Here is a 25,084-nt window from a genome sequence, read left to right as displayed (position 1 = left end):
CTTGGCAAGCAGCGGGAGCCATCGTTCATTTCCGGGGTAGTTCACCGGAGGAGGCGCAGGGCTCCCACCCACCAAGTCACTGGAGGACACATCAGCACCGAGCTGCGCATCAACGAGCGGATCCGCGTACCCGAGGTCCGGCTCGTGGGACCCAACGGCGAGACCGTTGGCATCGTGCCGACCGACCAGGCACTCAAGCTGGCCCAGGAGGCCGACCTCGACCTCGTCGAGATCGCCCCGCAGGGACGCCCGCCGGTCTGCAAGCTCATGGACTACGGCAAGTTCAAGTACGAGAACGCCCAGAAGGCGCGTGAGGCTCGCCGCAACCAGACGAACGTGATCATCAAGGAGATGAAGCTTCGTCCCAAGATCGACCAGCACGACTACGAGACCAAGAAGGGTCACGTCGTGCGGTTCCTCGGCGCGGGCGACAAGGTCAAGATCACGATCATGTTCCGCGGCCGTGAGCAGCACCGCCCCGAGCTCGGCTTCCGCCTGCTGCAGAAGCTGGCCGAGGACGTCCAGGAGCTGGGCTTCGTCGAGTCCGCGCCCAAGCAGGACGGCCGCAACATGATCATGGTGCTCGGCCCGCACAAGAAGAAGGCCGACGCCAAGATCGACGCCGAGGCAGCCCGCGCCAGCAAGGAGCAGGCGCGTGCCGACCGCAAGGCCGAGGAGGACGCCGAGCGCGAGGCGGCCCACGCCGCCGGACCGGTGGCCCAGAAGAAGGAGCGTCGTCGCTCCGAGAACCTCGACGCCGACATCGACGTCTGAGACTGACACCCGACGACAGCGTCTGACGCAGGCGCCCATCCCGGACGCCTGCGTCACCACGAGTTCCGCCGCCCCGACCACGAGCCGGGGCAGCACCGAAGAGGAGAGAACAACATGCCGAAGAACAAGACCCACTCGGGCGCGAAGAAGCGCTTCAAGGTGACCGGCTCGGGCAAGATCCAGCGCCTGCAGGCCGGCCGCAAGTCCGGCGCTGCGTTCGCGTCCGCGCCGACCACGGGCAGCCGCAAGAAGCACCGTCGCAACGCCGGCGTCGTCGAGCTCGAGAAGGCCGACGTCGCGCGCGCCAAGAAGATGCTCGGCATCTGAGCCTCACCCCACCTGGTGGCACCAGAACTGGCTCAGCCGCCGTCCCGATCTTCAACCCATTGCACCAAGGAGTAACCCCATGGCACGCGTGAAGCGCGCAGTGAACGCCCAGAAGAAGCGTCGTACCACCCTCGACCGCGCGAGCGGCTACCGCGGCCAGCGCTCGCGGCTCTACCGCAAGGCCAAGGAGCAGGTCACCCACTCGCTGGTCTACAGCTACAACGACCGCCGCAAGAACAAGGGCAACTTCCGCAAGCTGTGGATCCAGCGCATCAACGCCGCTGCCCGCGCGAACGGCATGACCTACAACCGCTTCATCCAGGGCCTCGGCCTGGCCGGCATCGAGGTCGACCGCAAGATCCTCGCCGAGCTCGCCGTCAACGACGCGCCCGCCTTCGCCGCGCTCGTGGAGGCCGCCAAGGCTGCGCTGCCCGAGGACGTCAACGCCCCGGCTTCGGCCTGACGTTGTCCGCCACCCCTCTGGCCCGCGGCAACAGCCGCGTCAAGGAGGCAGCGAAGCTCAGCCGCCGCTCCGTGCGAACGGAGCGGCGGCTCTTCCTTGCCGACGGTCCCAAGGCCGTCGAGGGCGCGTTGTCCGTCGACGGCTGCGTGGTGGAGGTCTTCGCGACCCCGCACGCTGCCGACCAGTACGCCGACCTGCTGGGCGCCGCACCCGTGACGCTGGTCGACGACCGGGCGCTGGCGTCGCTGTCCGACTCGGTGTCGCCCGCCGGTGTCGTCGCCGTGTGCCGGCCGATCGACGCGCCGCTCGAGCAGGTGGTGCAGGCCGCACCGCGGCTGCTGGCGATCTGCGCCGACGTCCGCGACCCCGGCAATGCCGGCACGGTGATCCGCACCGCCGACGCGGCCGGCGCCGACGCCGTCGTGCTCGCCGGGCAGTCCGTCGACGCCTACAACGCCAAGACCGTGCGCGCCAGCGTGGGCAGCCTGTTCCACCTGCCGCTCGCCGTGGAGCCGGACCCCGCCGCCGCGGTGCGGGCGGCCCAGGAGCGGGGCCTGACCGTGCTCGCCGCCGACGGCGCAGGGGAGGTCGACCTGTTCGACGCCGGCCTGTCGGGTCCGACCGCCTGGCTGTTCGGCAACGAGGCATGGGGGCTCCCCGAGGAGCTCGCCGCGCTGGCCGACCACCGCGTCGCGATCCCGATCCACGGACGTGCCGAGAGCCTCAACCTCTCGACCGCCGCCGCGGTCTGCCTGTACGCCAGCGCCCGCGCGCAGCGCGCCTGAGTGGCTACCCGCTCGGGACGGCAGCGGCGTACCTCGTCGCCAGCGTGCGCAGGTGCGCGACCAGCGCGGGCGGCTCCGCGACGTGGAAGTCGAGCCCGAGCATGCCGATCCACACCGCGACCATCTCGACGCTGTCCGCGCCGGTGACCAGCACGCAGTGGTCCTCGTCGACCGTCTCGACCACGCCGACGGTGGGGTTGATCCGTCGCAGCACCTCCTCGGCGGGTGCGTCGACGGCGATCCGGCAGTGCACGTTCCAGCCGGAGAAGGCCACGTCGCGGAGCACGAACGCCGCGTAGTCACCGCCCTCGAGCGGGTCGGGCCGGAAGCGGCCGGCACCCGGCGTCCGCAGCTCCGTCCAGTCCGCGCGGAGGGCACGCCACCGGCCGTCGGGCCGCGCGCGCACCACGACGTACCAGCGCTGCTGCCAGCTCACCAGCCGGTAGGGGTCACACTCCAGCCGCTCCTCCGCCCCACCGCCGGGCCGGTAGAACACCCGCAGTCCCTCGTGGTCGCGGACGGCCGTCGCGAGGTCGGCCAGCAGCGCCACGTCGACCGGTGGCGCCTCGACGTTGGTCGCGGTGTCGGCCGGGCCGACGTCCGTGGTCTCGGTGAGCGCCCGGACCCGCCTCCAGAGCCGGTCGGGCAGCACGTGCTGCAGCTTGGCGAGTGCGAGCGCACCGGCCTCCTCGATGCCCCGCACCGCCGAGACGCTGCCGAGCCCCACCGCGACGGCGACCGCCTCGTCCGCCTCGAGCAGCAGGGGAGGGAGCCTGCCGTGGTCCCCGAACCGGTAGCCACCGGCCGCGCCCCGGACCGCCTCGACGGGGTAACCGAGCTCGCGCAGCCGCTCGACGTCCTTGCGGACGGTGCGCTCGCCCACGCCCAGGAGCGTCGCGAGCTCGGGGCCGGTGGCCGACGCACGGGCCTGCAGGTGCCCGAGCAGGGCGAACAGCCGGGACGAGGTCTGGAGCGACATGCACCCTCCGAACGAATTCTGACGAGGTAGGGTCAATCAGGGCCGAAACGTGCCGGATTCGTTCGTACCGTACCCGCATGACGACCAACCAGAACACCACCGACCTGATCTTCCGTCCCTTCACGATCTCGGTCCCGCAGGACGCGATCGACGACCTCCGGGCCCGTCTGGCCAACACCCGCTTCGCCGCCGAGCCGGCGGACACCGCCGGCACGGACGACTGGTCCGCCGGCACCCCGGTGAGCTACCTCCGCGCGATGGTGGAGCACTGGAGCGACGACTTCGACTGGCGTGCGCAGGAGGAGCGGATGAACGCACACCCCCACCTCCTCACCGAGATCGACGGCCAGACGATCCACCTCGTGCACGTCCGCTCGGCCAACGAGGACGCGACCCCGCTGCTGCTGCTCCACACCTACCCGGGCTCGTTCCTCGACTTCCTCGACGTGGTCCCGCACCTGACCGACGACTTCCACCTCGTGATCCCGAGCCTCCCGGGTGTCGGCTACAGCCAGCCGCTGGCCGACGGCGCGTGGGACTCGCGGCGCACCGCCCTCGCCTGGGACCGCCTGATGCGCGGCCTCGGCTACGAGTCGTACGGCGCCCACGGCTCCGACAACGGCGCGATCGTGGCGCGCGAGCTCGCGATGCTCGCCCCCGAGGGCTTCCTCGGCGCCCACGTCCTCCAGCTGTTCTCGTTCCCGTCCGGCGACCCGGCTGAGTTCGAGAGCATGACCCCGGCCGACTACGCCGCGCTGGAGTTCGCCGGCTGGTTCCAGACCGTCAACGGCTACGCCACCATGAACGCCTCGCGCCCGCGGACGATCGCGGCTGCGCTCAGCGACTCGCCGGTCGGCCAGCTCGCCTACAACGAGCTCTTCGAGAGCTTCGGCAACGGCACCTCGCGCGTGACCCGCGACCAGGTGCTCACCCAGGTCAGCCTCTACTGGTTCACCAACAGCAGCGGCGGCGCGGTGCAGACCTACCGGGCCGAGCAGGCGGTCGAGCCCCGGGTCAACCACGGCCGGATCGGGGTCGCGGTGTTCGCCGACGACTTCCGCACGATGCGACCCTTCGCCGAGCGGGACAACACCGACATCGTGTCCTGGACCGAGCACCCGGAGGGCGGGCACTTCGCCGCGATGGAGGTGCCGGAGGAGCTCGCCGGGGCGATCCGCGGCTTCTACCGCTGATCGGGCGCGGGGGAGCGGCTAGCCTCCCCAGTCAATGATCCTCATCGATCCACCTGCCGTGGCGAGGTGGGACCGGCTCTGGTCCCACCTCGCCAGCGACACGTCGTACGACGAGGCGCACGCGTTCGCCGAGCGGCACGGCATCCCGTCCCGCGGCTGGGACCGCGACCACTACGACGTGCCCGAGGAGTGGTACGACGCGATGGTCGAGGCGGGCGCCGTCCCGGTCACCTCGCGGCAGCTCGTCGCCGCGCTGCGCGCAGCCGGCCTGCGCCGACCGAAGCCGTTGCGCGACTAGGGTGGCGAGCGTGTCCCAGGAGTCCAGCCGCCGGGTCGGCAGCACCCCCAGCCGGCTGCGCTCGCTCGCGGACTACTACCCCGACGGGATCCTCGGCGCGACCCGCGACGGCGAGGTCACCCTCCTCAACGCCCAGGGTGCCGCGCTGCTGGGCGTCGACTCCCACCAGGCGCTCGGCATGCCCCTGGCCGAGGTGCTCCGGCTGCTCGACCAGGACGGTCGCACCTGGCTCGGGGTGAACCGTCCCTTCGAGAGCATCTCGATCGTGCGCGGCATGCCCGAGCAGTCCTGGCTCAACGCCTCCGGTGAGGAGGTCCTCACCACCGCCACGCTGGTGCGTGACGCCCAGACCGGCCGGGTCGCCGGCATCGCGGTCGGCCTGCGCAGCGGGCGTGGCCGCGCGCTGCTCGACCGGGAGCGCTCCGACCTCGTCGCCACCGTCGCCCACGAGCTCCGCTCGCCCCTCACCGGCGTGAAGGGCTTCGTTCAGGCCCTCCTCAACCGGTGGGACAAGCTCACCGACGACCAGCGCAAGCTGATGCTCACCACGGTCAACGCCGACGCCGACCGGCTGGCGCGGCTGATCGCCGAGCTCCTCGACGTGGCCCGGATCGACACCGGACGGCTCCAGCTCTACCCGCGCGAGTCCTCCGCCGAGGTCCTCGTGCGCCGCGTCGTCGACTCGATCGAGGCCGGCACCGCCCGCGCGATCTCGCTCGAGGTGGAGGACGACCTCCCCGAGGTGTTCGCCGACCCCGACAAGTTCACCCAGGTGGTCACCAACCTGGTCGAGAACGCGATCCGCCACGGCCAGGGCCAGGTCGCCGTCCGGCTCGCCGCGCGCCCCGAGCTGCCCGGCGTACGGATCACGGTGGACGACGAGGGCGAAGGCATCCCCGTGGAGATGCGGCGCCGGGTCTTCACCAAGTTCTGGACCACCGGCGAGTCCGGCGGCAGCGGGCTCGGCATGTACATCGTGGGTGGGCTCTCGCGGGCCCACGGCGGCCGGGTGACGATCGAGGACGCGCCCGGCGGCGGCGCCCGGGTGATGGTGGATTGGCCGAGCGAGGACCTGCGCCCCGAGGTGTGAGCGGGCACCTCCACAGGATCTTCACGAGTCGTCCCCGCCTCCGACCCGGTCGGGCTCCTAACCTCGTGCCATGAGCTCTGCGACGTCTCGGACAGCCCTGGTGGTGGAGGACGAGCGCACCATCAACGACGCGCTCGCGCAGCGGCTGCGCGCCGAGGGCTACGTCGTCGAGCAGGCCTTCGACGGCCCGTCCGCCGTCGAGCTGGCAGTCGCCGTCCGCCCCGACGTCGTCCTCCTCGACGTGATGCTGCCGGGCTTCGACGGGCTCGAGGTGTGCCGCCGCATCCAGGCCGACCGTCCGGTCCCGGTCCTGATGCTCACCGCCCGTGACGACGAGGCCGACGTGCTGGTCGGTCTCGGCGTCGGGGCCGACGACTACCTCACCAAGCCGTTCTCGATGCGCGAGGTCGTCGCCCGCGTCTCCGCCCTGCTCCGCCGGGTCGACCGGGCCGCCGCCCTCGCCGACGCCCGCCCGGGCGCGATCCGGGTGGGCGGCGTGAGCATCGACCCCGGCACCCGCCGTACGACGGTCGCGGGGGAGCCGGTCCACCTCACCCCGACCGAGTTCGACCTGCTGCTGTGCCTGGCCCGCGAGTCCGGACAGGTGCTGACCCGCGAGCGGCTGCTGCGCGACGTGTGGGACTGGGGCGACGCGTGGGCGAGCAGCAGCGCCACGCGCACGGTGGACAGCCACGTCAAGGCGTTGCGCAGCAAGGTCGGAGCGGAACGGATCCGGACCGTCCACGGCGTCGGCTACGCGCTGGAGGACCTGCCGTGACCGAGACGCCGACGGGCCGGCCCCTGGATGCCGTCACGAGCATCAAGACCAAGCTCGGCCTGCTGGTCGCCGCCTCGGTGGTGACGGCTGCGCTGGTGACGCTGCTCGGCTCGGCCGCCCACGTGCAGCCGCTGATCATCGTGCCGGTCACCGTGGCCCTCGCACTGGGCGTCACGCAGCTGCTGGCGGCGGGCATGGTGGAGCCGCTGCGACGGATGACCGAGGTGTCGCGGGCGATGGCCCGCGGCGACTACACGGGCCGGGTCCGTACGACAGCCACCGACGAGGTCGGTCAGCTCGCCGCCGCCTTCAACCGGATGGCCGAGGACCTGGCCACGGTGGACCGCGAGCGCCGCGACCTGATCGCGACGGTCTCCCACGAGCTGCGGACGCCGCTCACCGCGATGACCGCGCTCCTGGAGAACCTCGCGGACGGGGTCGTCCCCGCCGACACCGAGCACCTCGGCGCAGCCCTCGACCAGGCCGAGCGCCTGGCCCGGCTCGTCGACGACCTCCTGCAGCTCTCCCGGCTCGAAGCCGGGGTCGTCGAGCTCGACCAGCGCGACGTCGTCCTGCGGTCGCTCGTCGAGGAGTCCGCCGCCCAGGTGACGTCCGCCGGGAGGCCCGGCAGCTTCGACGTCGCGGTGCCCGACGAGGTCGTCGTACGAGCCGACCCGGCGCGGCTCCAACAGCTGCTCGTCAACGCCTTCGACAACGCCGCCCGCCACGCGCCCACCGGCAGTGACGTACGCGTGGTGGCCGATGCCGACGCGACGGGCTGGTGGCTGGAGGTCACCGACGACGGCGGGGGAGTCGCACCCGCCGACCGCGAGCGCGTCTTCGAGCGCTTCGGCACCGACGGCGCCGGCGGCACGGGCCTCGGACTCGCCGTCTCCCGCTGGGTCGCCCAGCTCCACGGCGGCACCCTGCGCTTCCTCGACCCACCCTCCGGCCGCGGCGCGCGCCTGCGCCTCGACGTGCCCGTCGGGCCTCCCGCCGCCGTCCCGTCCGTCCCTTCCCCGAGCCCGGAGCCCGCCATGACCACGACCGCACCCTCCCCGCCGCCACTGCCGCCGGTCCCCACCACCAGCAAGCCCGGCATGGACGCGCTCTTCGGTCGGTTCTGGACCGAGGACGGCCTGCCGTCCGGCCTGCGCACGGTCATCGCCGCCGCCGTCGCCGGGACGGTCGCCGGCGCGGCCCTGTCGTTCCACGGGCCCGCCGTCACCTGGACGGTCGTGGCGATCGCGTGCGGCGCCGCCGCGCTCCTGACCGCTCGTCGGCGGCGCGAGCCGTGGACCCTCTTCTGCGCCGCGCTCGCCCTGCTCCTGGTGCTGCCGATGACGTTCCTCGCCGCCGCGTGGGTCCAGCTGCTGTGCCTCCTGGCGGCGACCGCGGTCTTCCTGTGCGGCGTCACCGGTGCCGGCACCCTCCCCGGGTTCGTGCTCACCGGGATCTCGTGGCCCCTCGCCTCGCTGCGCGGGCTGCCGTGGTTCGGCCGGTCCCTCCGGCTGGGCGGATCCTCCTCACGCACCCCGGCTCTGGTGCGCACCGCGATGTGGTCGCTGCTCGGCCTCGGTGTCTTCGGGACGATCTTCGCCAGCGCCAACCCCGTCTTCGGCTCGTGGGTCAACCAGCTGCTTCCCAACCTGTCCTTCAACGAGCTCGTCGGCCGCGCCTTCCTCGCCTGCTTCGTCTTCGCGGCGACGCTCGGTGCCGCCTACCTCGCCCTCAACCCCTCGCAGGTGGAGGTCCTCGGTGACCGGCGGCCGACGCCCCTGGCCAACCGCTTCGAGTGGCTGGTCCCCGTGCTGGTCGTCGACGGCGTCTTCCTGGCCTTCATCGCCGCGCAGGCCCGCGCCCTGGTCGGCGGCGAGGACTACATCCAGGACACCACCGGCCTGACGTACGCCGACTTCGTGCACAAGGGGTTCGGCCAGCTGACCCTCGCCACCGCCTTGACCGTGCTCGTGGTGTGGGTGGCCTCGCGTCGGGCCGGGAGCTCGCGCGAGGACCGCCGCTGGCTGTTCGCCTCGCTCGGCCTGCTGTGCGTGCTCACCCTGCTGGTCGTCGCGTCCGCGCTGCGCGGGATGAGCGTCTACCAGGACGCCTACGGCTTCACCACGCTGCGACTCTTCGTCGACGTCTTCGAGGGCTGGCTCGGCTTCCTCGTGCTCGCGATCATGGTCGCCGGCGTGGCCGGGAGGGCGCAGTGGCTGCCGCGCGTCGCCCTGGCGTCCGGAGCGCTCGCGCTCGTCGGACTGGCCGCGATCAACCCCGACGCGTGGGTCGCCGGTCGCAACCTCGACCGCTACGACGCCACCGGCAAGCTCGACGTGCCCTACCTGCAGTCGCTGTCGGCCGACGCAGCCCCCATCATCGCCGACCGGCTGGGGCCCGTGGTGGCGCGCTGCGTGCTCCGGCAGCTGCCGTACAACTCCATGCGCGCGGAGTCGCTCGACGACCCGCGCGCCTGGAACCTGGGTCGTGCGCGCGCCGAGAGCGTGCTGGAGGACATCGACGTGGCCGCCTTCCCCACGACGCGGGACGACGAATGCAGTGGCGTGTTCGCGTCCCTCTCCGAGTAGAGTCGTGCCCGTGGACACGAGCCTGCGATTTCTGCGCCCCGGACCTGGTCCGTCGGGCAGCTGACGTCACCGGGTCCGGGGAGTGCCCCGTCCGACCCGATGCTCGATCCGACTTCTAGACTCTGCGGCGACCTTGTCGCTCGTGAGGAAAGGGAGCCATGTCCGGCCCCAACACCGACTACGACCCTGTCGAAGTGACCCCGCTCAAGGCCGAAGAGGTCGAGGCGATGCGCGAGGCGGCCCTGGCCGCGGTCGCCGCCGCCGGTGACCTCGAGGCGCTGAAGCAGGTCCGCCTCGACCACGCCGGGGACCGCTCCCCGCTGGCGCTCGCCAACCGCGAGATCGGGGCGCTGCCCCCGCAGGCCCGCAAGGAGGCCGGCCAGCGCGTCGGCCAGGCCCGCGGCGCCATCAACCAGGCCCTTGCGGCCCGGCAGGCCGTCCTGGAGGCGGAGCACGAGGAGCGGATGCTCGTCGAGGAGACCGTCGACGTCTCGCTGCCCACCACCCGGCGCCGGCGCGGCAGCCGCCACCCGCTCACCCTCCAGTCCGAGCTGATCGCCGACCTGTTCGTCGCGATGGGCTACGAGATCGCCGAGGGTCCGGTCGTGGAGGCCGAGTGGCTCAACTTCGACGCGCTCAACCTCGGTCCCGACCACCCGGCACGCACCATGCAGGACACCTTCTGGACCGAGCCCGCCGACGACCACGTCGTGCTGCGCACGCAGACCTCGCCCGTGCAGGCGCGCACCATGCTGACGCGCACGCCACCGATCTACGTCGTCTGCCCGGGCCGCGTCTTCCGGACCGACGAGTACGACGCCACGCACTCGCCGATGTTCCACCAGGTCGAGGGCCTCGTGGTCGACGAGGGGATCACCATGGCCCACCTCAAGGGCACGCTCGACCACTTCGCCTCGCAGCTCTTCGGCGACGGCATCACCACGCGGTTCCGGCCGTCGTACTTCCCCTTCACCGAGCCGTCGGCCGAGGTCGACGTGCTCTGCTTCGTGTGCCGCAACGTCGACCCGGCGTCGTGCCGGACCTGCCGGGGCGAGGGCTGGATCGAGTGGGGCGGCTGCGGCGTGGTCAACCCGCGCGTGCTCGTCGCGTGCGGCGTCGACCCGGAGGTCTACAGCGGCTTCGCGTTCGGCATGGGCATCGACCGGTCGTTCATGTTCCGCCACGACCTCGAGGACCTGCGTCCGCTCTTCGAGGGCGACATCCGGTTCAGCAGCGCCTTCGGCAGCGAAATCTAGAGGGAGAGATCTGAGCCATGAAGGCCCCCAAGTCCTGGATCCTGGAGTACGTCGACGTGCCCGAGGGCACGACCACCGACGAGCTCACCGCCCGACTCACCCTCACCGGCCTCAAGCTCGAGGCGATCGCCAGCCCCGGCAAGGACATCACCGGTCCGCTGGTCGTCGGCCGCGTCCTCACCATGGACCCTGAGCCGCAGAAGAACGGCAAGACCATCAACTGGTGCACCGTCGACGTCGGCGACGCCAACGGCACGGGTGAGCCGCAGGGCATCGTCTGCGGCGCGCACAACTTCAAGCCCGGCGACCTCGTCGTCACCGTGCTGCCCGGTGGCGTGCTGCCCGGCGGTTTCGAGATCAGCGCCCGCAAGACCTACGGCCACGTCTCGGCCGGGATGATCTGCTCGGCCCGCGAGCTCGGCCTCGGCGAGGACCACGACGGCATCATCGTGCTGCCCGACGACGCCGGCGCGCCCGGTGAGGACGCCCGCCCGCTGCTCGGCCTCGACGAGGAGGTCATCGAGTTCGAGATCAACCCCGACCGGGCCTACGCGCTCTCCCTGCGGGGCATCGCCCGTGAGGTGCTCGTCTCCGTCGAGGGCGCGGGCAGCTTCCGCGACCCGGCACTGCGCGACACCCCTGCGGCCAACGACCAGGGCCATCCCGTCGTGGTCGAGGACGCCGAGGGGTGCCCGGTCTTCGTGGCCCGCCAGGTCACCGGGGTCGACCCGTCGGCACCCAGCCCCGACTTCATCACGCAGCGGATCACCGCGGCCGGCATGCGGCCGATCTCGCTGGCCGTCGACATCACCAACTACGTGATGCTCGAGACCGGCCGGCCGATCCACGGCTACGACGCCGACAAGCTGCGCGGCGCGATCGTCGTACGCCGGGCGCGTGCCGGCGAGCGGCTGACCACCCTCGACGGCACGGACCGCGCGCTCGACCCCGCCGACCTCGTGGTCACCGACGACTCGGGGATCATCGGGCTCGGCGGCGTGATGGGTGGCGAGACCACCGAGATGTCGGACACCACGACGTCCGTGCTGGTCGAGGCGGCGCACTGGGACGCAGTGTCGATGTTCCGCACGGGCAAGCGCCACAAGATCTCCTCCGAGGCCGGCAAGCGCAACGAGCGCGGCGTCGACCCGACGATCTGCGAGGCCGCGGCCGACCGGGTGGTCGAGCTGCTGGTCGAGCACGGCGGGGGCACCGCCGCGCCGGGGGTGACCGTCGTCGGCACCCCGCCGGCCATGCCGGTCGTCCAGGTCGCCGGTGACCTCGCCGAGCGGGTGTCGGGCATGCCGATCACCGAGGAGCGCAGCATCGAGTGCCTGCGCGCCATCGGCTGCGAGGTGGTGCCGGACGAGGCCGGCAGCGGCACGCTGTCGGTCACTCCGCCGCCGTGGCGCCCCGACCTCACCGACGAGCAGGACTTCTCCGAAGAGGTCATCCGCCTCGTCGGCTACGACAAGGTGCCGTCGGTCCTGCCGACGCCGCCGTCGGGCCGCGGGTTGACCCGTCCCCAGCAGCTGCGTCGCCGGATCGGCCGCACGCTCGCGGGGGAGGGCTACGTGGAGGTGGTCAGCTTCCCGTTCGTCGGCACCACCGACCTCGACGCCCTCGGGCTCCCCGAGGACGACCCGCGACGCCGGATGCTGCGCCTGTCCAACCCGCTCAGCTCCGAGGCCGGCTACATGACCACCACGCTGCTTCCGGGCGTGCTGCGGACCGCGGCGAAGAACGTCGGGCACGGCAACGCCGACGTCGCGATCTTCGAGACCGCGACGGTCACCCTGCCGAGCGACGCCGGCCCGGCCGCGATCCTGCCCGTCGACCGCCGCCCCACCGACGCCGAGTTCGCGGCGCTCGACGCCGCACTGCCAGCCCAGCCGCTCCACCTGGCGCTCGTCGCCCTCGGGGACGAGACAGCCGGCGGCTGGTGGGGTGAGGGACGTCAGGTCTCGTGGGCCGACGCCGTCGAGGCCGTCCGGTCCGTGGCGGCCGCGCTCGGCCTCGAGGTCACCGCCGCCGCGGCCGAGCTCGCCCCGTGGCACCCGGGCCGGTGCGCCGAGCTGTCGGTCGAGGGCCGGCTGGTCGGGCACGCCGGCGAGGTCCACCCCAAGGTCTGCGAGGCGTTCGGGCTGCCCAAGCGCACCGTCGCGGCCGAGGTCAACCTCGACCTGCTCATCGAGCTGGCGATCCACCTCCGGCCTGCCCCGACCTTCTCGTCGTACCCAGTCGCCAAGGAGGACGTCGCCCTCGTCGTCGACGCCTCGGTGCCGGCAGCCGACGTGGAGGCGGCGCTGCGGGAGGGCGCAGGCGAGCTGCTCGAGTCGATCCGGCTGTTCGACGTCTACACCGGCGCCCAGGTCGGCGAGGGCAAGAAGTCACTGGCGTACGCCCTGCGCTTCCGCGCGCCCGACCGGACCCTCAAGGAGGGCGAGGCCGGCGCTGCGCGCGACGCCGCGGTCGCCCTTGCGGCCGAGCGCACGGGCGCCGTCCAGCGCACCTGAGCGACCTGCCCCGGACGCACGCTGGCCCTTGAGTCTCTCGGAGACTCAAGGGCCAGCGTCGTGTCAGGTCACCGCTCGCAGGAGCGTTGCACCTCGCCGGAGCAGCGGTCGCGCCCCTGCTGCCCGAAGGTCCTGTCGCGGCCCGGACCGCCGACCAGGGTGTCGCCGCGGCCCTCGCCGAAGAGCTTGTCGTCACCGCGGCCCCCGAGCAGCCGGTCCTCGGCGCCGGAGCCGACGAGCCGGTCCGCACCCGCCCCGCCGGAGAGCACCACGCGGCCCACACCCCGGATGCGTCCGGAGACGTTGGCGTTGAGCACGTCGTCGCCGGCGCGCCCGCGGATCGCGATCCGCTTGCTGGCGACCACCTTGATCTTCTCGTCGGCGGCGCTGCCGCGCACCGTCACGTCCCCGCCCTGGAGCAGGAGGTCCTCGAAGTCGTCGAAGTCGAACGTGTGCTGGAGCGCGGAGGCGCCCGCCTGCAGGCAGTCGAAGCTCCCGCCGATGCGGACGGCGGCGGTCGTGCACCCGTCGCCGCTGTAGCTGTCACGCCCCGGCCCGCCGGTGACCCGCCCAGTGCCCATGAAGTACAGCGCGAGGACGTCGTCCCCGCCGCCCATCTCGACGACGCGCCGGCCGCTGACGGTCTCGGCGCTGGACTGGGTCGACGCGCGCGCGAGGACGAGTGTCTCGTCGGCGTTCGTCCCCGCGAAGACCTGGTCCCGCGTGTCCAGCCTGAGGTCGTAGCGGGACACCGGCCCCGTCCAGCGCAGCACGCTGCGGCCGTCGAGCAGCGCGGCGCTGGCCGGGCCCGAGACCGTCGCCGAGGCGCCCTGCCACCCGGGGCCCAGGTGCAGCGCGTTCTCGCCATCACCCAGGTCCACGGTGCCGGAGCGCTGCTCGCCCGTCCAGTGGAGCGTGTCGTTGCCCGTCCCCAGGGCGATCGTGTCGTTGTTCGTCGCGCCCGGTGCCGTCGTGCCCGAGTGCACGACGTCGTTGCCGCCCCGTGTGTCGATGACGTCCGTGTCGACGTCGAGCTGTCCGCCGAGGCTGCCGGTGAGGTCACGAACACCGGCGAAGACCGTCTCGTCGAACGGCGACGCCGACGCGTCGTCCCGGATGACGGCGTCGAGCCCGACGTAGGAGTCGGCGCCAGTGCCGAGGATCGCCGTGTACCAGACGTCGTCGACGTCGGCGCTCTCGTTGACGACGGTGTCGTTCCCCGGGCCGGCGTCCACCACGACGCTGCGGGTGCCGTCCTCGGGCGCCGCCACGATGCAGATGGTGTCGTTGCCGCCGAGCGCCTGGGCGGTGGTGCCCTCGATCGGCACGACCACCATGACGTCGTCGCCTTCCGTGCCGGTGGTGCCGACCACCGTCGCCGTCTTCCCCTGGCAGGTGATGGGCGCCTGCGCGGAGGCGGGCACGGCGAGGAGCGCGAGGCCCGCGCCGAGCATGGTGGTGGCCAGCGCCGCGGCGCCGACCGGTCGAGCAGTTCGCATGGTGTGTTCCCCCGTCGTGTGGTGTGGTCGTCACAGAAGACGCACCGACGACCACTTTGGTTGCTCAGTTGATCGGCGAGCCCACGATCGCGCGGAAGCGGGCGTAGATGTCCTGGTCGCCGGCCACGGAGATCCCGGTGTCGTCGGACCGGTTCCACAGCCAGCGGTCGAGCGCCTCGGCCGTCCCGTCGACCACGACGTCGGGCTCGACGTCCGCGTCCTCCGGCGGCGCGACCACGTGGAAGTCCTCCTCGTCGGCGTACGTCGTGCCGCTGTCGGGGTCGGTGCCGGAGAAGATGCCGAAGCGCAGCCAGAACTGCTCACCCGTGTCGGTCGTGTCGACGCGCACCACGCCGTCGTCCTCAGCGACCCAGGAGCCCCACGGCGGGCAGCCGCCGTACATCACGTCGAGCACCTCGTGCACGCCGTCGGTGGCCAGGCCCGGGTCCATCGCGGACGTGACGCCCGCGGCCAGCTCCGCGTCGACGCGGTGGACCAGCGCCTCGTGCGCCTGGCGCCGCAGGATGAAGCCGACCGTCTGGTCGTCGGACCATGTCCACGCCTCCTCGGCCGGGTCGGCGCCCTCGAGCGCCGTCGCCAGGTCCGCCGACCATGCGTCGTAGGTGCTCAGCAGCTCGTCGTACGACTCGGGGCGGGGCGGCTCGACCTCCTCGGGCCGGGTGGGCCGCGCGCCGAGCACGTCGGCCCACCAGCGCTGCACGGTCGCCAGGTGCCACAGCAGGTCGGCCGCCGACCAGTCCGGGCAGGAGGGCACCCGCGCCTCCGGATCGCAGGCGGCGAGGACCTCGCGGAACCGCGCGGACTCGGCGCGGAGGTGGGACAGGTAGCTCTCGGTGGAAAGTCGGGTCACCCGTGAACCGTAGGGGAGTGGTCGGACGGAGTGCGCCCTCATTTGCGCGCGCCCCATTCGCCCGTCCATGCGCCAGCGTGTATAGTCATGCATATGTCCGTATCAGTAGCCGTCGCCGGTGCCAGCGGGTACGCCGGTGGCGAGGTCCTGCGACTCCTGCTGGGCCACCCCGAGGTCGAGATCGGCGCGCTGACCGCCGGTGCCAATGCCGGCGAGCGGCTCGGAACGCTTCAGCCCCACCTCCTGCCGCTCGCGGACCGCGAGCTGGAGCCGACCACCGTCGACGTGCTCGCGGGGCACGACGTGGTCTTCCTCGCACTGCCGCACGGGCAGTCGGCGCCGATCGCCCAGGCGCTCGGCGACGCGGCGGTCGTCATCGACTGCGGCGCGGACTTCCGGTTGACCGACCCCGAGGCGTGGGCGTCCTTCTACGGCGGAGAGCACGCCGGGTCGTGGCCCTACGGCCTGCCCGAGCTCGCCGGCCAGCGGGACCTGCTCCGCGGCGCCACCCGGGTCGCCGTCCCCGGGTGCTACCCGACCATCTCCACGCTCACCATCGCCCCCGCGCTCGCGGCAGGCCTGGTCACCCCAGACGTCACCGTGGTCGCGGCGAGCGGCACCTCGGGCGCGGGCAAGGCCGCCAAGCCGCACCTCCTCGGCAGCGAGGTGATGGGCAACGTCAGCGCCTACGGCGTCGGTGGCGTCCACCGCCACACGCCCGAGATCTTGCAGAACCTCCGCCTGGTCCACGACGGAGACGTGAAGGTGAGCTTCACGCCAGTCCTCGTGCCGATGCCCCGCGGCATCCTGGCCACGGTCTCGGCCCCGCTCGCCTCGGCAGTCACCCCCGAGCAGGCGTACGACGCCTACGCAGCGGCGTACGCCGACGAGCCCTTCGTCCACGTCCTGCCGGCGGGGCTGTGGCCGCAGACCCAGTCCGTGCTCGGCTCCAACGCCGTCCACCTCCAGGTCACCGTCGACGAGGCGGCCGGGCGGCTGGTCGCCGTCGGGGTCGTCGACAACCTCGCCAAGGGCACCGCCGGCGCAGCCGTGCAGTGCATGAACCTCGCCCTCGGCCTCGACGAGACCACCGGCCTTCCCACGATCGGACTCGCGCCATGACCGTCACCCACCCCCAGGGCTTCACCGCGGCCGGCGTCGCGGCCGGTCTGAAGTCCACCGGCGCCAAGGACCTCGCGCTGGTCGTCAACCAGGGGCCGAGCTTCGACTCCGCCACCGTCTTCACCGCCAACCGGTGCAAGGCCAACCCCGTGCTCTGGAGCCAGGAGGTCGTCAAGGACGGCGTCGTGCGCGCGGTCGTGCTCAACTCCGGCGGCGCGAACTGCTACACCGGGCCCGAGGGCTTCCAGACCACGCACGCCGTGGCCGAGAAGGTCGCCGACGGCCTCGGCATCGGTGCGATCGACGTGGTGGTCTGCTCGACCGGCCTCATCGGCCTGGCCAACGACCGCGACGACCTGCTCGCGGGGGTGGAGGCGGCCACTGCGGCCCTCGACGCCGACGGAGGCGCCAGCGCGGCCGAGGCGATCATGACGACCGACTCGGTCAGCAAGAACACGGTCGTCGAGGGCGCCGGCTGGTCGATCGGAGGGATGGCCAAGGGCGCGGGGATGCTCGCGCCCCAGCTCGCCACGATGCTCGTGGTGATCACCACCGACGCGGTCGTCCCCGCCGCCGACCTCGACGCTGCGCTGCGGGCGGCGACCCGGGTCAGCTTCGACCGCCTCGACTCCGACGGCTGCATGTCGACCAACGACACCGTCACCGTGATGGCCAGCGGGGCCAGCGGGATCACCCCGACTCCCGAGGACTTCACCGCCGCCCTGACGCAGGCCTGCACCGACCTCGCCATGCAGCTGCTCAAGGACGCCGAGGGCGCCGACCACGAGATCGCCATCACCACCCTCCACGCCGCGAGCGAGGAGGAGGCGGTCGAGGTGAGCCGGAGCGTCGCCCGCAGCAACCTCTTCAAGGCCGCCGTCTTCGGCAACGACCCCAACTGGGGGCGAGTGCTCGCCTCCATCGGCACGACGCAGGCCGCGTTCGACCCGGCCGACCTCGACGTCGCGATGAACGGTGTCTGGGTCTGCCGCAGCTCCACGCCTGCCGAGGACCCCTCCACGGTCGACCTCACCGGCCGCGAGGTCAGCGTGACGATCGACCTCAAGTCCGGCGACGCCCGCGCGACCGTCTGGACCAACGACCTCACCCACGCCTACGTCCACGAGAACAGCGCCTACAGCTCATGAGCGACACGACCCAGCACCCCGAGACGGTGCAGAACCCCCGTCGGCCCGACCCTGCCAAGGCCAGGACGCTGGCGGCGGCGCTGCCGTGGCTCAAGCGCTACCACGGCCAGACCATCGTGGTGAAGTACGGCGGCAACGCGATGACCGACGAGTCCCTCAAGGTGGCGTTCGCCGAGGACATCGCGTTCCTGCGGTTCGCCGGCTTCAAGCCCGTCGTGGTCCACGGCGGCGGGCCGCAGATCTCCCGGATGCTCGACAAGCTAGGCATCGAGTCGGAGTTCCGCGGCGGCCTGCGCGTGACCACGCCCGAGGCGATGGACGTCGTCCGGATGGTGCTCGTCGGCCAGGTGCAGCGCGAGCTCGTCGGGCTGATCAACCAGCACGGCGCCCTCGCGGTCGGCCTCTCCGGCGAGGACGCCGGGCTGTTCACCGCCGAGCCCACCAACACCGTCATCGACGGCGAGGAGGTCGACCTCGGCCTCGTCGGCGAGGTGGCCAAGGTCCGCCCCGAGGCCGTGCTCGACCTGATCGAGGCCGGCCGGGTCCCCGTCGTCAGCTCGGTCGCCCCCGACGTGGAGGGCCGGGTCCACAACGTCAACGCCGACACCGCCGCCTCGGCGCTCGCCGTCGCGCTCGGCGCCGAGAAGCTGCTGGTCCTCACCGACGTCGAGGGCCTCTACCGCGACTACGGCAACTCCGACGACCTGATCCAGGAGATCAGCCCCGAGGCGCTTGGCGAGATGCTGCCGACGCTGGACGCGGGGATGGTCCCCAAGATGCGCGCCTGCTACGAGGCGGTGACCGGGGGAGTCCCGCGGGCGACCGTCGTCGACGGCCGGGAGCCCCACGCCGTGCTGCTCGAGATCTTCACCGACGAGGGCGTCGGCACCCAGGTCCTGCCCGGCGCCGCCACGAAGATGCGCAAGCCCTATGCCGCGGAGGAGGAAGAGTGATGGGCGACATCCAGGAGCGCTATGCCGGCGCCGTCATGAACACCTTCGGCCCACCCCAGCTCGCGCTCGTCCGCGGGCAGGGCGCGCACGTGTGGGACGCCGACGGCAAGGAGTACGTCGACCTCCTCGGCGGCATCGCCGTCAACGCCCTCGGCCACGGGCACCCCGCCCTGGTCGAGGCGGTGACGACCCAGCTCTCGACGCTCGGCCACGTCTCCAACTTCTTCGCCACCGAGCCCCAGGTCGCGCTCGCCGAGCGACTCGTCGCGCTGCTGGGTTGGGGCGAGGAAGCCCGGGTCTTCTTCAGCAACTCCGGCACCGAGGCCAACGAGGCCGCGCTCAAGCTCACCCGCCGCACCGGCCGCACCCGGCTGGTCGCCGCGGAGGGCTCGTTCCACGGCCGCACGATGGGCGCCCTCGCCCTCACCTCGAAGGCGGCCTACCGCGAGCCGTTCGAGCCGCTGCCGGGCGACGTCACCTTCGTCCCGTACGACGACGTGGCCGCCCTCGAGGCCGCCGTCGACGGCACCGTGGCCGCGGTCGTGCTGGAGCCCCTGCAGGGCGAGGCGGGCGTCGTCGTGCCCAGCGCCGACTACCTCGCCGCCGCCCAGCTCATCGCCCACGACAACGGCGCGCTGCTGTGGCTCGACGAGGTGCAGACCGGCATCGCCCGGACCGGCGCGTGGTTCGCCCACCAGCTCCTCGAGGACGTGCAGCCCGACGTCGTCACCCTCGCCAAGGGCCTCGGCGGCGGGATCCCAGTGGGCGCCACCGTCGCGCGGGGCGCCACGGCGACGCTGCTGCAGCCCGGCAACCACGGCACCACGTTCGGCGGCAACCCGGTGGCCGCAGCCGCGGCCCTCGCCGTGCTCGACACCATCGAGGCCGAGGGCCTGCTCGAGGCCGTCGTCGCCCGGGGCGACCAGCTCGCCGGGCTGCTCGCGGACCAGGCCGGCGTCGTCGAGGTGACCGGCTCCGGCCTGATGCGCGGTGCCGAGCTCGACGGCCCCTACGCGACCCACGCGGTCGCGGCCGGCAGGGAGGCGGGCTTCATCCTCAACGCCACCGGCCCCACCCGCCTGCGCTTCGTGCCGCCGCTGGTCATCACCTCCGCCGACCTCGACGCGCTCGCCGCGGCACTGCCCGCCATCCTCGACACGGCCCGCACCGCAGCCGGCCTCGACCGGACGGAGTCCGCCTCATGAGCACCCCACGCCGTTCTTCTCCTCCGCTTCGCTCCTCCGAACAACGCCGCAAGGACCCCGCATGACCCGCCACTTCCTGCGTGACGACGACCTGTCGCCGGCCGAGCTGCTCGAGGTCCTCGACCTGGCCGACACGCTCAAGGCAGCGCCGTACGACCACAAGCCGCTCGCCGGACCCCGCACGGTGGCGCTGGTCTTCGACCGGCCGACCCTGCGCACCCAGGTCTCCTTCGCCGCGGGCATCGCCGAGCTCGGCGGCAACCCGATGACGGTGGACGGCGGTCTCGCCGCGATGGGGTCGCGCGAGGGCGTCGAGGACGTCGCCCGCGTCCTGGGCCGCCAGGCGTCTGCGATCGTGTGGCGCACCGCCCACCAGAGCGACGTCGTCACCATGGCGGAGCGCGCCGGTGTGCCCGTCCTCAACGCGCTCACCGACGAGTTCCACCCGTGCCAGCTGCTGGCCGACCTCCAGACCGTGCGCGAGTACAAGGGCCGCCTGTCCGGTGTCCGCGCCGCGTTCGTCGGCGACGGGGCCTGCAACATGGGCAACTCGTGGGTCCTCGCCGGCGCTGCGGCGGGCATGCACGTCGTCGTCGGTGCCCCTGAGGGCTTCACGCCCGACGGCGAGGTCGTCGCGAAGGCCCGCGAGATCGCACAGGACACCGGCGGCTCGGTCGACCTGACCAGCGACCCGGTCGAGGCGGCGACCGGCGCCGACGTGGTCATCACCGACTCCTGGGTCAGCATGGGCCGCGAGGAGGAGTCGCAGGAACGCCTGCGGATCTTCCCGCCCTACGGTGTGACCGAGGATCTGCTCGCCCACGCCGACCCGGAGGCCATCGTCATGCACTGCCTGCCCGCCTACCGCGGCAAGGAGATCTCCGAGGAGGTCATCGAGGGCCCGCAGTCCGTGGTGTGGGACGAGGCGGAGAACCGTCGCCACGCCCAGAAGGCCGTGCTCACCTGGCTGCTGGAGCGACGATGAGCGCCGTCGCCCCGGTCACCAAGGGGGCCCGGCACGCGCGGATCATCGAGATCGTGACGACCCACCCGGTGCGCTCGCAGACCGAGCTCGCGGACCTGCTCGCCGACCACGGCGTGCGCGTCACCCAGGCCACGCTGAGCCGCGACCTCGTCGAGCTCGACGCGGTCAAGGTCCGCAGCGCCGACGGCGCCCTCGTGTACGCCGTGCCCGGCGAGGGCGGTGACCGCACCGCCGTCGCCGCTCCCCGCGAGACCGCCGCCGGCCGCGACCGGCTCGCCCGGCTGTGCGCCGAGCTCCTGGTCACCGCGGAGGCGAGCGCAAACCTCGTCGTGCTCCGCACCCCGCCCGGTGCGGCGCAGTTCCTGGCCAGTGCCTTCGACCGCGCTGACCTGGGCGAGATCCTCGGCACCATCGCCGGCGACGACACGGTCCTGGTCATTGGGCGCGACCCGCTCGGGGGCGACGCCCTGGCCCAGCGCTTCCTCGACCTGGCCAACGACCACCACCACAGCAGCGCCCCCACGACCCCAGCAAAGGACACCCCGTGAGCAAGGTCCTCACCTCCCTCCCCGTCGGCGAGCGCGTCGGCATCGCCTTCTCCGGAGGCCTCGACACCTCCGTGGCGGTCGCCTGGATGCGCGCCAAGGGAGCGGTGCCGTGCACCTACACCGCCGACATCGGCCAGTACGACGAGCCCGACATCTCCGGCGTGCCGTCCCGCGCGATGCAGTACGGCGCCGAGCTCGCGCGCGCCGTCGACTGCAAGACCCAGCTGGTGGAGGAGGGGCTCGCCGCCCTGGCGTGCGGGGCGTTCCACATCCGCTCCGGCGGCCGCGCCTACTTCAACACCACGCCGCTCGGCCGCGCGGTCACCGGCACGATGCTCGTGCGCGCCATGCACGACGACGACGTCAACATCTGGGGCGACGGCTCGACCTTCAAGGGCAACGACATCGAGCGCTTCTACCGCTACGGCCTGCTCGCCAACCCGGACCTGCGCATCTACAAGCCGTGGCTCGACGCCGACTTCGTTACCGAGCTCGGCGGCCGCCACGAGATGAGCGCCTGGCTCACCGAGCACGGCCTGCCCTACCGCGACAGCCAGGAGAAGGCGTACTCCACCGACGCCAACATCTGGGGCGCCACCCACGAGGCCAAGACCCTCGAGCACCTCGACGTCTCGCTGGAGACCGTGGAGCCGATCATGGGGGTGAAGTTCTGGGACCCGTCCGTCGCGATCGAGGCCGAGGACGTCACCATCCACTTCGACCAGGGGCGGCCGGTCGCCATCAACGGCACCCGCTACGACGACCCGGTCGCGCTGGTCCACGAGGCCAACACCATCGGCGGCCGGCACGGGCTCGGCATGTCCGACCAGATCGAGAACCGCATCATCGAGGCCAAGTCGCGCGGCATCTACGAGGCCCCGGCGATGGCGCTGCTCTTCATCGCCTACGAGCGGCTCGTGAACGCGATCCACAACGAGGACACCGTCGCGCAGTACCACAACGAGGGCCGCAAGCTCGGCCGGCTGCTGTACGAGGGCCGCTGGCTCGACCCGCAGGCCCTGATGATCCGCGAGTCGGTCCAGCGCTGGATCGCCTCGCTCGTCACCGGTGAGGTCACCGTCCGGCTGCGGCGCGGCGAGGACTACACGATCCTGCGCACCGACGGCCCGGCGTTCTCCTACCACCCCGACAAGCTCTCCATGGAGCGCACCGAGAACGCCGCGTTCGGCCCGACCGACCGCATCGGCCAGCTCACCATGCGCAACCTCGACATCGCCGACTCGCGCGCCAAGCTCGAGCTCTACGCCGCCCAGCCGCTCGACCAGGGCCAGGTGCTCGTCGAGAACGGCACCCTCTACGGTGCCATCGAGGCCGGTGGCTTCGACCGGATCACCGGCCACTCGTCTGCCGAGCAGGGGGACGAGGACGAGCTCGACGAGACGGCACTGGAGAACGCGGCGATGGAGTTCGGGACCGACTGATGGCAGGCACCACCAACGAGGGCTCGCTGTGGGGCGGTCGCTTCGCGAGCGGCCCCTCGCCCGAGCTGCAGGCGCTGTCGAGGTCGACGCACTTCGACTGGCAGCTGACGCCGTACGACCTCGCGGGCTCGCGGGCGCACGCCAACGCGCTGCACCGGGCCGGGCTGCTCACCGACGCCGACCACGCCGAGCTGCTGCGCGGCCTGGAGGTGCTGGGGGAGCGGTACGCCACCGGCGACCTGCTGCCGGCCGAGAGCGACGAGGACGTCCACGGCGCGCTCGAGCGGCTGCTGCTCGAGGAGGTCGGCCCCGAGGTCGGCGGGCGGCTGCGTGCCGGTCGCTCGCGCAACGACCAGGTGGCGACGCTCTTCCGCGCCTACCTCCGCGACCACGCGCGCACCATCGCGGGCCTGGTGCTCGACCTGGTCGACGTGCTCGCCGCTCAGGCAGGGGAGCACCTCGCCCCGGGCCGGGAGAGCGTCATGCCGGGGCGCACGCACCTCCAGCACGCGCAGCCGGTCCTCCTCGCGCACCACCTGCTGGCGCACGCGTGGCCGCTGCTGCGCGACGTCGAGCGGCTGCGCGACTGGGACGCCCGCGTCGCCAGCGACTCGCCGTACGGCTCGGGCGCGCTCGCTGGACAGACGCTCGGCCTCGACCCGGTCGCGGTCGCCGCCGAGCTGGGGTTCTCCGGCTCGTCGGCCAACTCGATCGACGGCACCGCGTCGCGTGACTTCGCCGCCGAGTTCGCCTTCGTGACCGCGCAGGTCGGCGTCGACCTCTCCCGCCTGGCCGAGGAGGTCATCCTCTGGACGACGCGGGAGTTCGACTTCGCGACGCTCCACGACTCCTGGTCGACCGGGTCGAGCATCATGCCGCAGAAGAAGAACCCCGACATCGCCGAGCTCGCGCGCGGGAAGTCCGGGCGTCTCATCGGCAACCTGTCAGGCCTGATGGCCACCCTCAAGGGCCTCCCGCTCGCCTACAACCGCGACCTCCAGGAGGACAAGGAGCCGGTCTTCGACTCGGTCGAGACCCTCGAGGTGCTCCTGCCCGCGATGAGCGGGATGGTCGCCACGCTGACGTTCAACGCCGCGCGCATGGCCGAGCTCGCGCCGCAGGGCTTCTCGCTCGCGACCGACGTCGCGGAATGGCTGGTGCGCGAGGGCGTGCCGTTCCGTGACGCGCACGAGGTCGCCGGAGCCTGCGTACGCCGCTGCGAGGAGCTGGGCTGCGACCTACCCGACCTCACCGACGACCAGCTCGCCGCGATCTCGCCCGCGCTGACGCCCGAGGTGCGGTCCGTGCTGACGGTCGCGGGCTCGGTCGCCTCGCGGTCCGGCCGCGGTGGCACCGCCCCGGTCCGGGTGCGCGAGCAGCTGGACGAGCTCCGCGGCGTGAGCGCCGAGCACCGTGCCCGCCTGGGCTGAGGGCGACCCGCTCGAGGTCGCCCCGCGCCTGCTGGGAGCGACCCTCACCCACGGCGGCGTCTCCGTCCGCCTGACCGAGGTGGAGGCGTACGCCGGCCCCGACGACCCGGGGTCCCACGCCTTCCGGGGGCGCACGGACCGCAACGCCGTCATGTTCGGCCCACCAGGCCGCCTGTACGTCTACTTCGTCTACGGCATGCACCACTGCGCCAACCTGGTCACGGGCCCGGACGGCAACCCGGGCGCCGTGCTCCTGCGGGCGGGAGAGGTCGTCGCCGGCCACGAGGTGGCCCGCTCCCGTCGCCCCAGCAGCAGCGACCGCGACCTGGCCCGCGGTCCCGCACGCCTCTGCACCGTCCTCGGGATGACGCTGGCGGACAACGGCGTACGACCGGAGCTCGTGCCGGGTGAGGCGCCGGCGTCGATCAGCACCGGACCGCGGGTCGGACTGCGCCTGGCGGCCGACCGTCCGTGGCGGTTCTGGTTGACCGGTGATCCGACGGTGAGCACCTACCGTCCCGCCGCACCGAGACCTCGTGCAGGCCGCTGACCTGCGGTTTTGCGTGAAGGGCACCCCCGGTTTGGCATGTCCCCGAACCGTCGTCTAATGTTCTTCCTGTCGCCGCAAGCGGCGCCGCCTCCTGGCCAGAAGGTCAGCTGAAGCGGAAACCAGCTGCGACCACACCGAGCGTCGGACTTACGAGTTTGACTCGCAACCTTGCGCCCGGTAAGTTTCTGCAGGTTGCCCCGCGACCGAACCGGCCAGGCCGGCGAGGAACGGGTGCGTCTGATTCTTGAGAACTCAACAGTGTGTTTGATTAGTCGACGAATTAG

Annotated in this window: 23 protein-coding genes; 20 read left to right on the top strand and 3 right to left on the bottom strand. The window is 72.4% G+C overall.

Features of this window, described 5'->3' with window-relative positions:
- Nucleotides 1-90 precede the first annotated feature (90 nt).
- The 4 genes from infC to ACE3QY_RS18745 all read left to right on the top strand — a co-directional run bounded on the left by infC (nucleotide 91) and on the right by ACE3QY_RS18745 (nucleotide 2,349).
- Nucleotides 91-774, top strand: coding sequence for a translation initiation factor IF-3 (gene infC / locus ACE3QY_RS18760; protein ID WP_374457658.1), 684 nt, complete (start codon nucleotides 91-93; stop codon nucleotides 772-774).
- Between the two features lie 114 nt (nucleotides 775-888).
- Nucleotides 889-1,101 (top strand): 50S ribosomal protein L35, encoded by a 213-nt coding sequence (locus ACE3QY_RS18755; RefSeq protein ID WP_211731670.1) that lies wholly within the window; start codon nucleotides 889-891, stop codon nucleotides 1,099-1,101.
- A gap of 79 nt (nucleotides 1,102-1,180) precedes the next feature.
- The gene (gene rplT / locus ACE3QY_RS18750; protein ID WP_374457574.1) at nucleotides 1,181-1,564 is read left to right on the top strand and encodes a 50S ribosomal protein L20; all 384 of its coding nucleotides are present in this window, start codon (nucleotides 1,181-1,183) and stop codon (nucleotides 1,562-1,564) included.
- Between the two features lie 2 nt (nucleotides 1,565-1,566).
- Nucleotides 1,567-2,349, top strand: a complete 783-nt coding sequence (locus ACE3QY_RS18745; RefSeq protein ID WP_374457573.1) for a TrmH family RNA methyltransferase — start codon at nucleotides 1,567-1,569, stop codon at nucleotides 2,347-2,349.
- 4 nt (nucleotides 2,350-2,353) lie between these two features.
- Here ACE3QY_RS18745 and ACE3QY_RS18740 read toward each other — a convergent pair whose 3' ends face one another.
- Entirely contained in the window at nucleotides 2,354-3,328 is a 975-nt protein-coding gene (locus ACE3QY_RS18740; protein ID WP_374457572.1) for a helix-turn-helix transcriptional regulator, read from the bottom strand.
- Between the two features lie 77 nt (nucleotides 3,329-3,405).
- Here ACE3QY_RS18740 and ACE3QY_RS18735 point away from each other — a divergent pair, with 77 nt between their 5' ends.
- The 7 genes from ACE3QY_RS18735 to pheT all read left to right on the top strand — a co-directional run bounded on the left by ACE3QY_RS18735 (nucleotide 3,406) and on the right by pheT (nucleotide 13,047).
- Entirely contained in the window at nucleotides 3,406-4,521 is a 1,116-nt protein-coding gene (locus ACE3QY_RS18735) for an epoxide hydrolase family protein (RefSeq protein WP_374457571.1), read from the top strand.
- Between the two features lie 34 nt (nucleotides 4,522-4,555).
- Nucleotides 4,556-4,819 carry a DUF4031 domain-containing protein gene (locus tag ACE3QY_RS18730; protein WP_374457570.1) on the top strand — a complete coding sequence of 88 codons (264 nt, stop codon included), beginning with the start codon at nucleotides 4,556-4,558 and terminating at the stop codon, nucleotides 4,817-4,819.
- A 10-nt stretch (nucleotides 4,820-4,829) separates the two neighbouring features.
- Complete coding sequence (locus tag ACE3QY_RS18725; RefSeq protein ID WP_374457569.1) at nucleotides 4,830-5,909, top strand: ATP-binding protein; 1,080 nt, start codon at nucleotides 4,830-4,832, stop codon at nucleotides 5,907-5,909.
- A 70-nt stretch (nucleotides 5,910-5,979) separates the two neighbouring features.
- A complete protein-coding gene (locus ACE3QY_RS18720) occupies nucleotides 5,980-6,687 on the top strand; it encodes a response regulator transcription factor (protein WP_374457568.1) in 708 nt (235 codons plus the stop codon).
- Complete coding sequence (locus tag ACE3QY_RS18715) at nucleotides 6,684-9,275, top strand: DUF4153 domain-containing protein (protein ID WP_374457567.1); 2,592 nt, start codon at nucleotides 6,684-6,686, stop codon at nucleotides 9,273-9,275. The genes ACE3QY_RS18720 and ACE3QY_RS18715 overlap by 4 nt, the downstream gene beginning before the upstream one ends.
- A 158-nt stretch (nucleotides 9,276-9,433) precedes the next feature.
- Nucleotides 9,434-10,531 (top strand): phenylalanine--tRNA ligase subunit alpha, encoded by a 1,098-nt coding sequence (pheS, locus tag ACE3QY_RS18710; protein WP_374457566.1) that lies wholly within the window; start codon nucleotides 9,434-9,436, stop codon nucleotides 10,529-10,531.
- 17 nt (nucleotides 10,532-10,548) lie between these two features.
- Nucleotides 10,549-13,047 (top strand): phenylalanine--tRNA ligase subunit beta, encoded by a 2,499-nt coding sequence (pheT, locus tag ACE3QY_RS18705; protein ID WP_374457565.1) that lies wholly within the window; start codon nucleotides 10,549-10,551, stop codon nucleotides 13,045-13,047.
- Nucleotides 13,048-13,115: 68 nt separating this feature from the next.
- Here the strand turns inward: pheT and ACE3QY_RS18700 are convergent, their stop codons facing one another.
- Complete coding sequence (locus tag ACE3QY_RS18700) at nucleotides 13,116-14,546, bottom strand: calcium-binding protein (protein ID WP_374457564.1); 1,431 nt, start codon at nucleotides 14,544-14,546, stop codon at nucleotides 13,116-13,118.
- 64 nt (nucleotides 14,547-14,610) lie between these two features.
- Complete coding sequence (locus tag ACE3QY_RS18695) at nucleotides 14,611-15,417, bottom strand: maleylpyruvate isomerase family mycothiol-dependent enzyme (protein WP_374457563.1); 807 nt, start codon at nucleotides 15,415-15,417, stop codon at nucleotides 14,611-14,613.
- A gap of 93 nt (nucleotides 15,418-15,510) precedes the next feature.
- On the opposite strand from ACE3QY_RS18695, the gene argC reads away from it, so the two are divergent.
- From argC to ACE3QY_RS18650, 9 genes are all read left to right on the top strand, one after another.
- Nucleotides 15,511-16,539, top strand: coding sequence for an N-acetyl-gamma-glutamyl-phosphate reductase (gene argC / locus ACE3QY_RS18690; protein WP_374457562.1), 1,029 nt, complete (start codon nucleotides 15,511-15,513; stop codon nucleotides 16,537-16,539).
- Nucleotides 16,536-17,687 (top strand): bifunctional glutamate N-acetyltransferase/amino-acid acetyltransferase ArgJ, encoded by a 1,152-nt coding sequence (gene argJ / locus ACE3QY_RS18685; protein ID WP_374457561.1) that lies wholly within the window; start codon nucleotides 16,536-16,538, stop codon nucleotides 17,685-17,687. Before argC ends, argJ begins: the two co-directional genes overlap by 4 nt.
- Entirely contained in the window at nucleotides 17,684-18,640 is a 957-nt protein-coding gene (gene argB, locus ACE3QY_RS18680; RefSeq protein ID WP_374457560.1) for an acetylglutamate kinase, read from the top strand. Before argJ ends, argB begins: the two co-directional genes overlap by 4 nt.
- Nucleotides 18,640-19,845: an acetylornithine transaminase gene (locus ACE3QY_RS18675; RefSeq protein ID WP_374457559.1), complete on the top strand. Its 1,206-nt coding sequence runs from the start codon at nucleotides 18,640-18,642 to the stop codon at nucleotides 19,843-19,845. The genes argB and ACE3QY_RS18675 overlap by 1 nt, the downstream gene beginning before the upstream one ends.
- A gap of 61 nt (nucleotides 19,846-19,906) precedes the next feature.
- Nucleotides 19,907-20,830: an ornithine carbamoyltransferase gene (gene argF / locus ACE3QY_RS18670; protein WP_374457558.1), complete on the top strand. Its 924-nt coding sequence runs from the start codon at nucleotides 19,907-19,909 to the stop codon at nucleotides 20,828-20,830.
- Complete coding sequence (locus ACE3QY_RS18665; protein WP_374457557.1) at nucleotides 20,827-21,378, top strand: arginine repressor; 552 nt, start codon at nucleotides 20,827-20,829, stop codon at nucleotides 21,376-21,378. The genes argF and ACE3QY_RS18665 overlap by 4 nt, the downstream gene beginning before the upstream one ends.
- A complete protein-coding gene (argG, locus tag ACE3QY_RS18660) occupies nucleotides 21,375-22,820 on the top strand; it encodes an argininosuccinate synthase (protein WP_374457556.1) in 1,446 nt (481 codons plus the stop codon). Before ACE3QY_RS18665 ends, argG begins: the two co-directional genes overlap by 4 nt.
- Complete coding sequence (argH, locus tag ACE3QY_RS18655) at nucleotides 22,820-24,250, top strand: argininosuccinate lyase (protein ID WP_374457555.1); 1,431 nt, start codon at nucleotides 22,820-22,822, stop codon at nucleotides 24,248-24,250. Before argG ends, argH begins: the two co-directional genes overlap by 1 nt.
- Complete coding sequence (locus tag ACE3QY_RS18650) at nucleotides 24,234-24,800, top strand: DNA-3-methyladenine glycosylase (protein WP_374457554.1); 567 nt, start codon at nucleotides 24,234-24,236, stop codon at nucleotides 24,798-24,800. Before argH ends, ACE3QY_RS18650 begins: the two co-directional genes overlap by 17 nt.
- The last annotated feature ends 284 nt before the right edge of the window (nucleotides 24,801-25,084 follow it).

This window comes from Nocardioides sp., from assembly GCF_041913365.1.
Classification (GTDB): domain Bacteria; phylum Actinomycetota; class Actinomycetes; order Propionibacteriales; family Nocardioidaceae; genus Nocardioides.
Note: the sequence above shows the minus strand (reverse complement) of the source record. Positions and strands in the feature narration are given on the sequence as shown.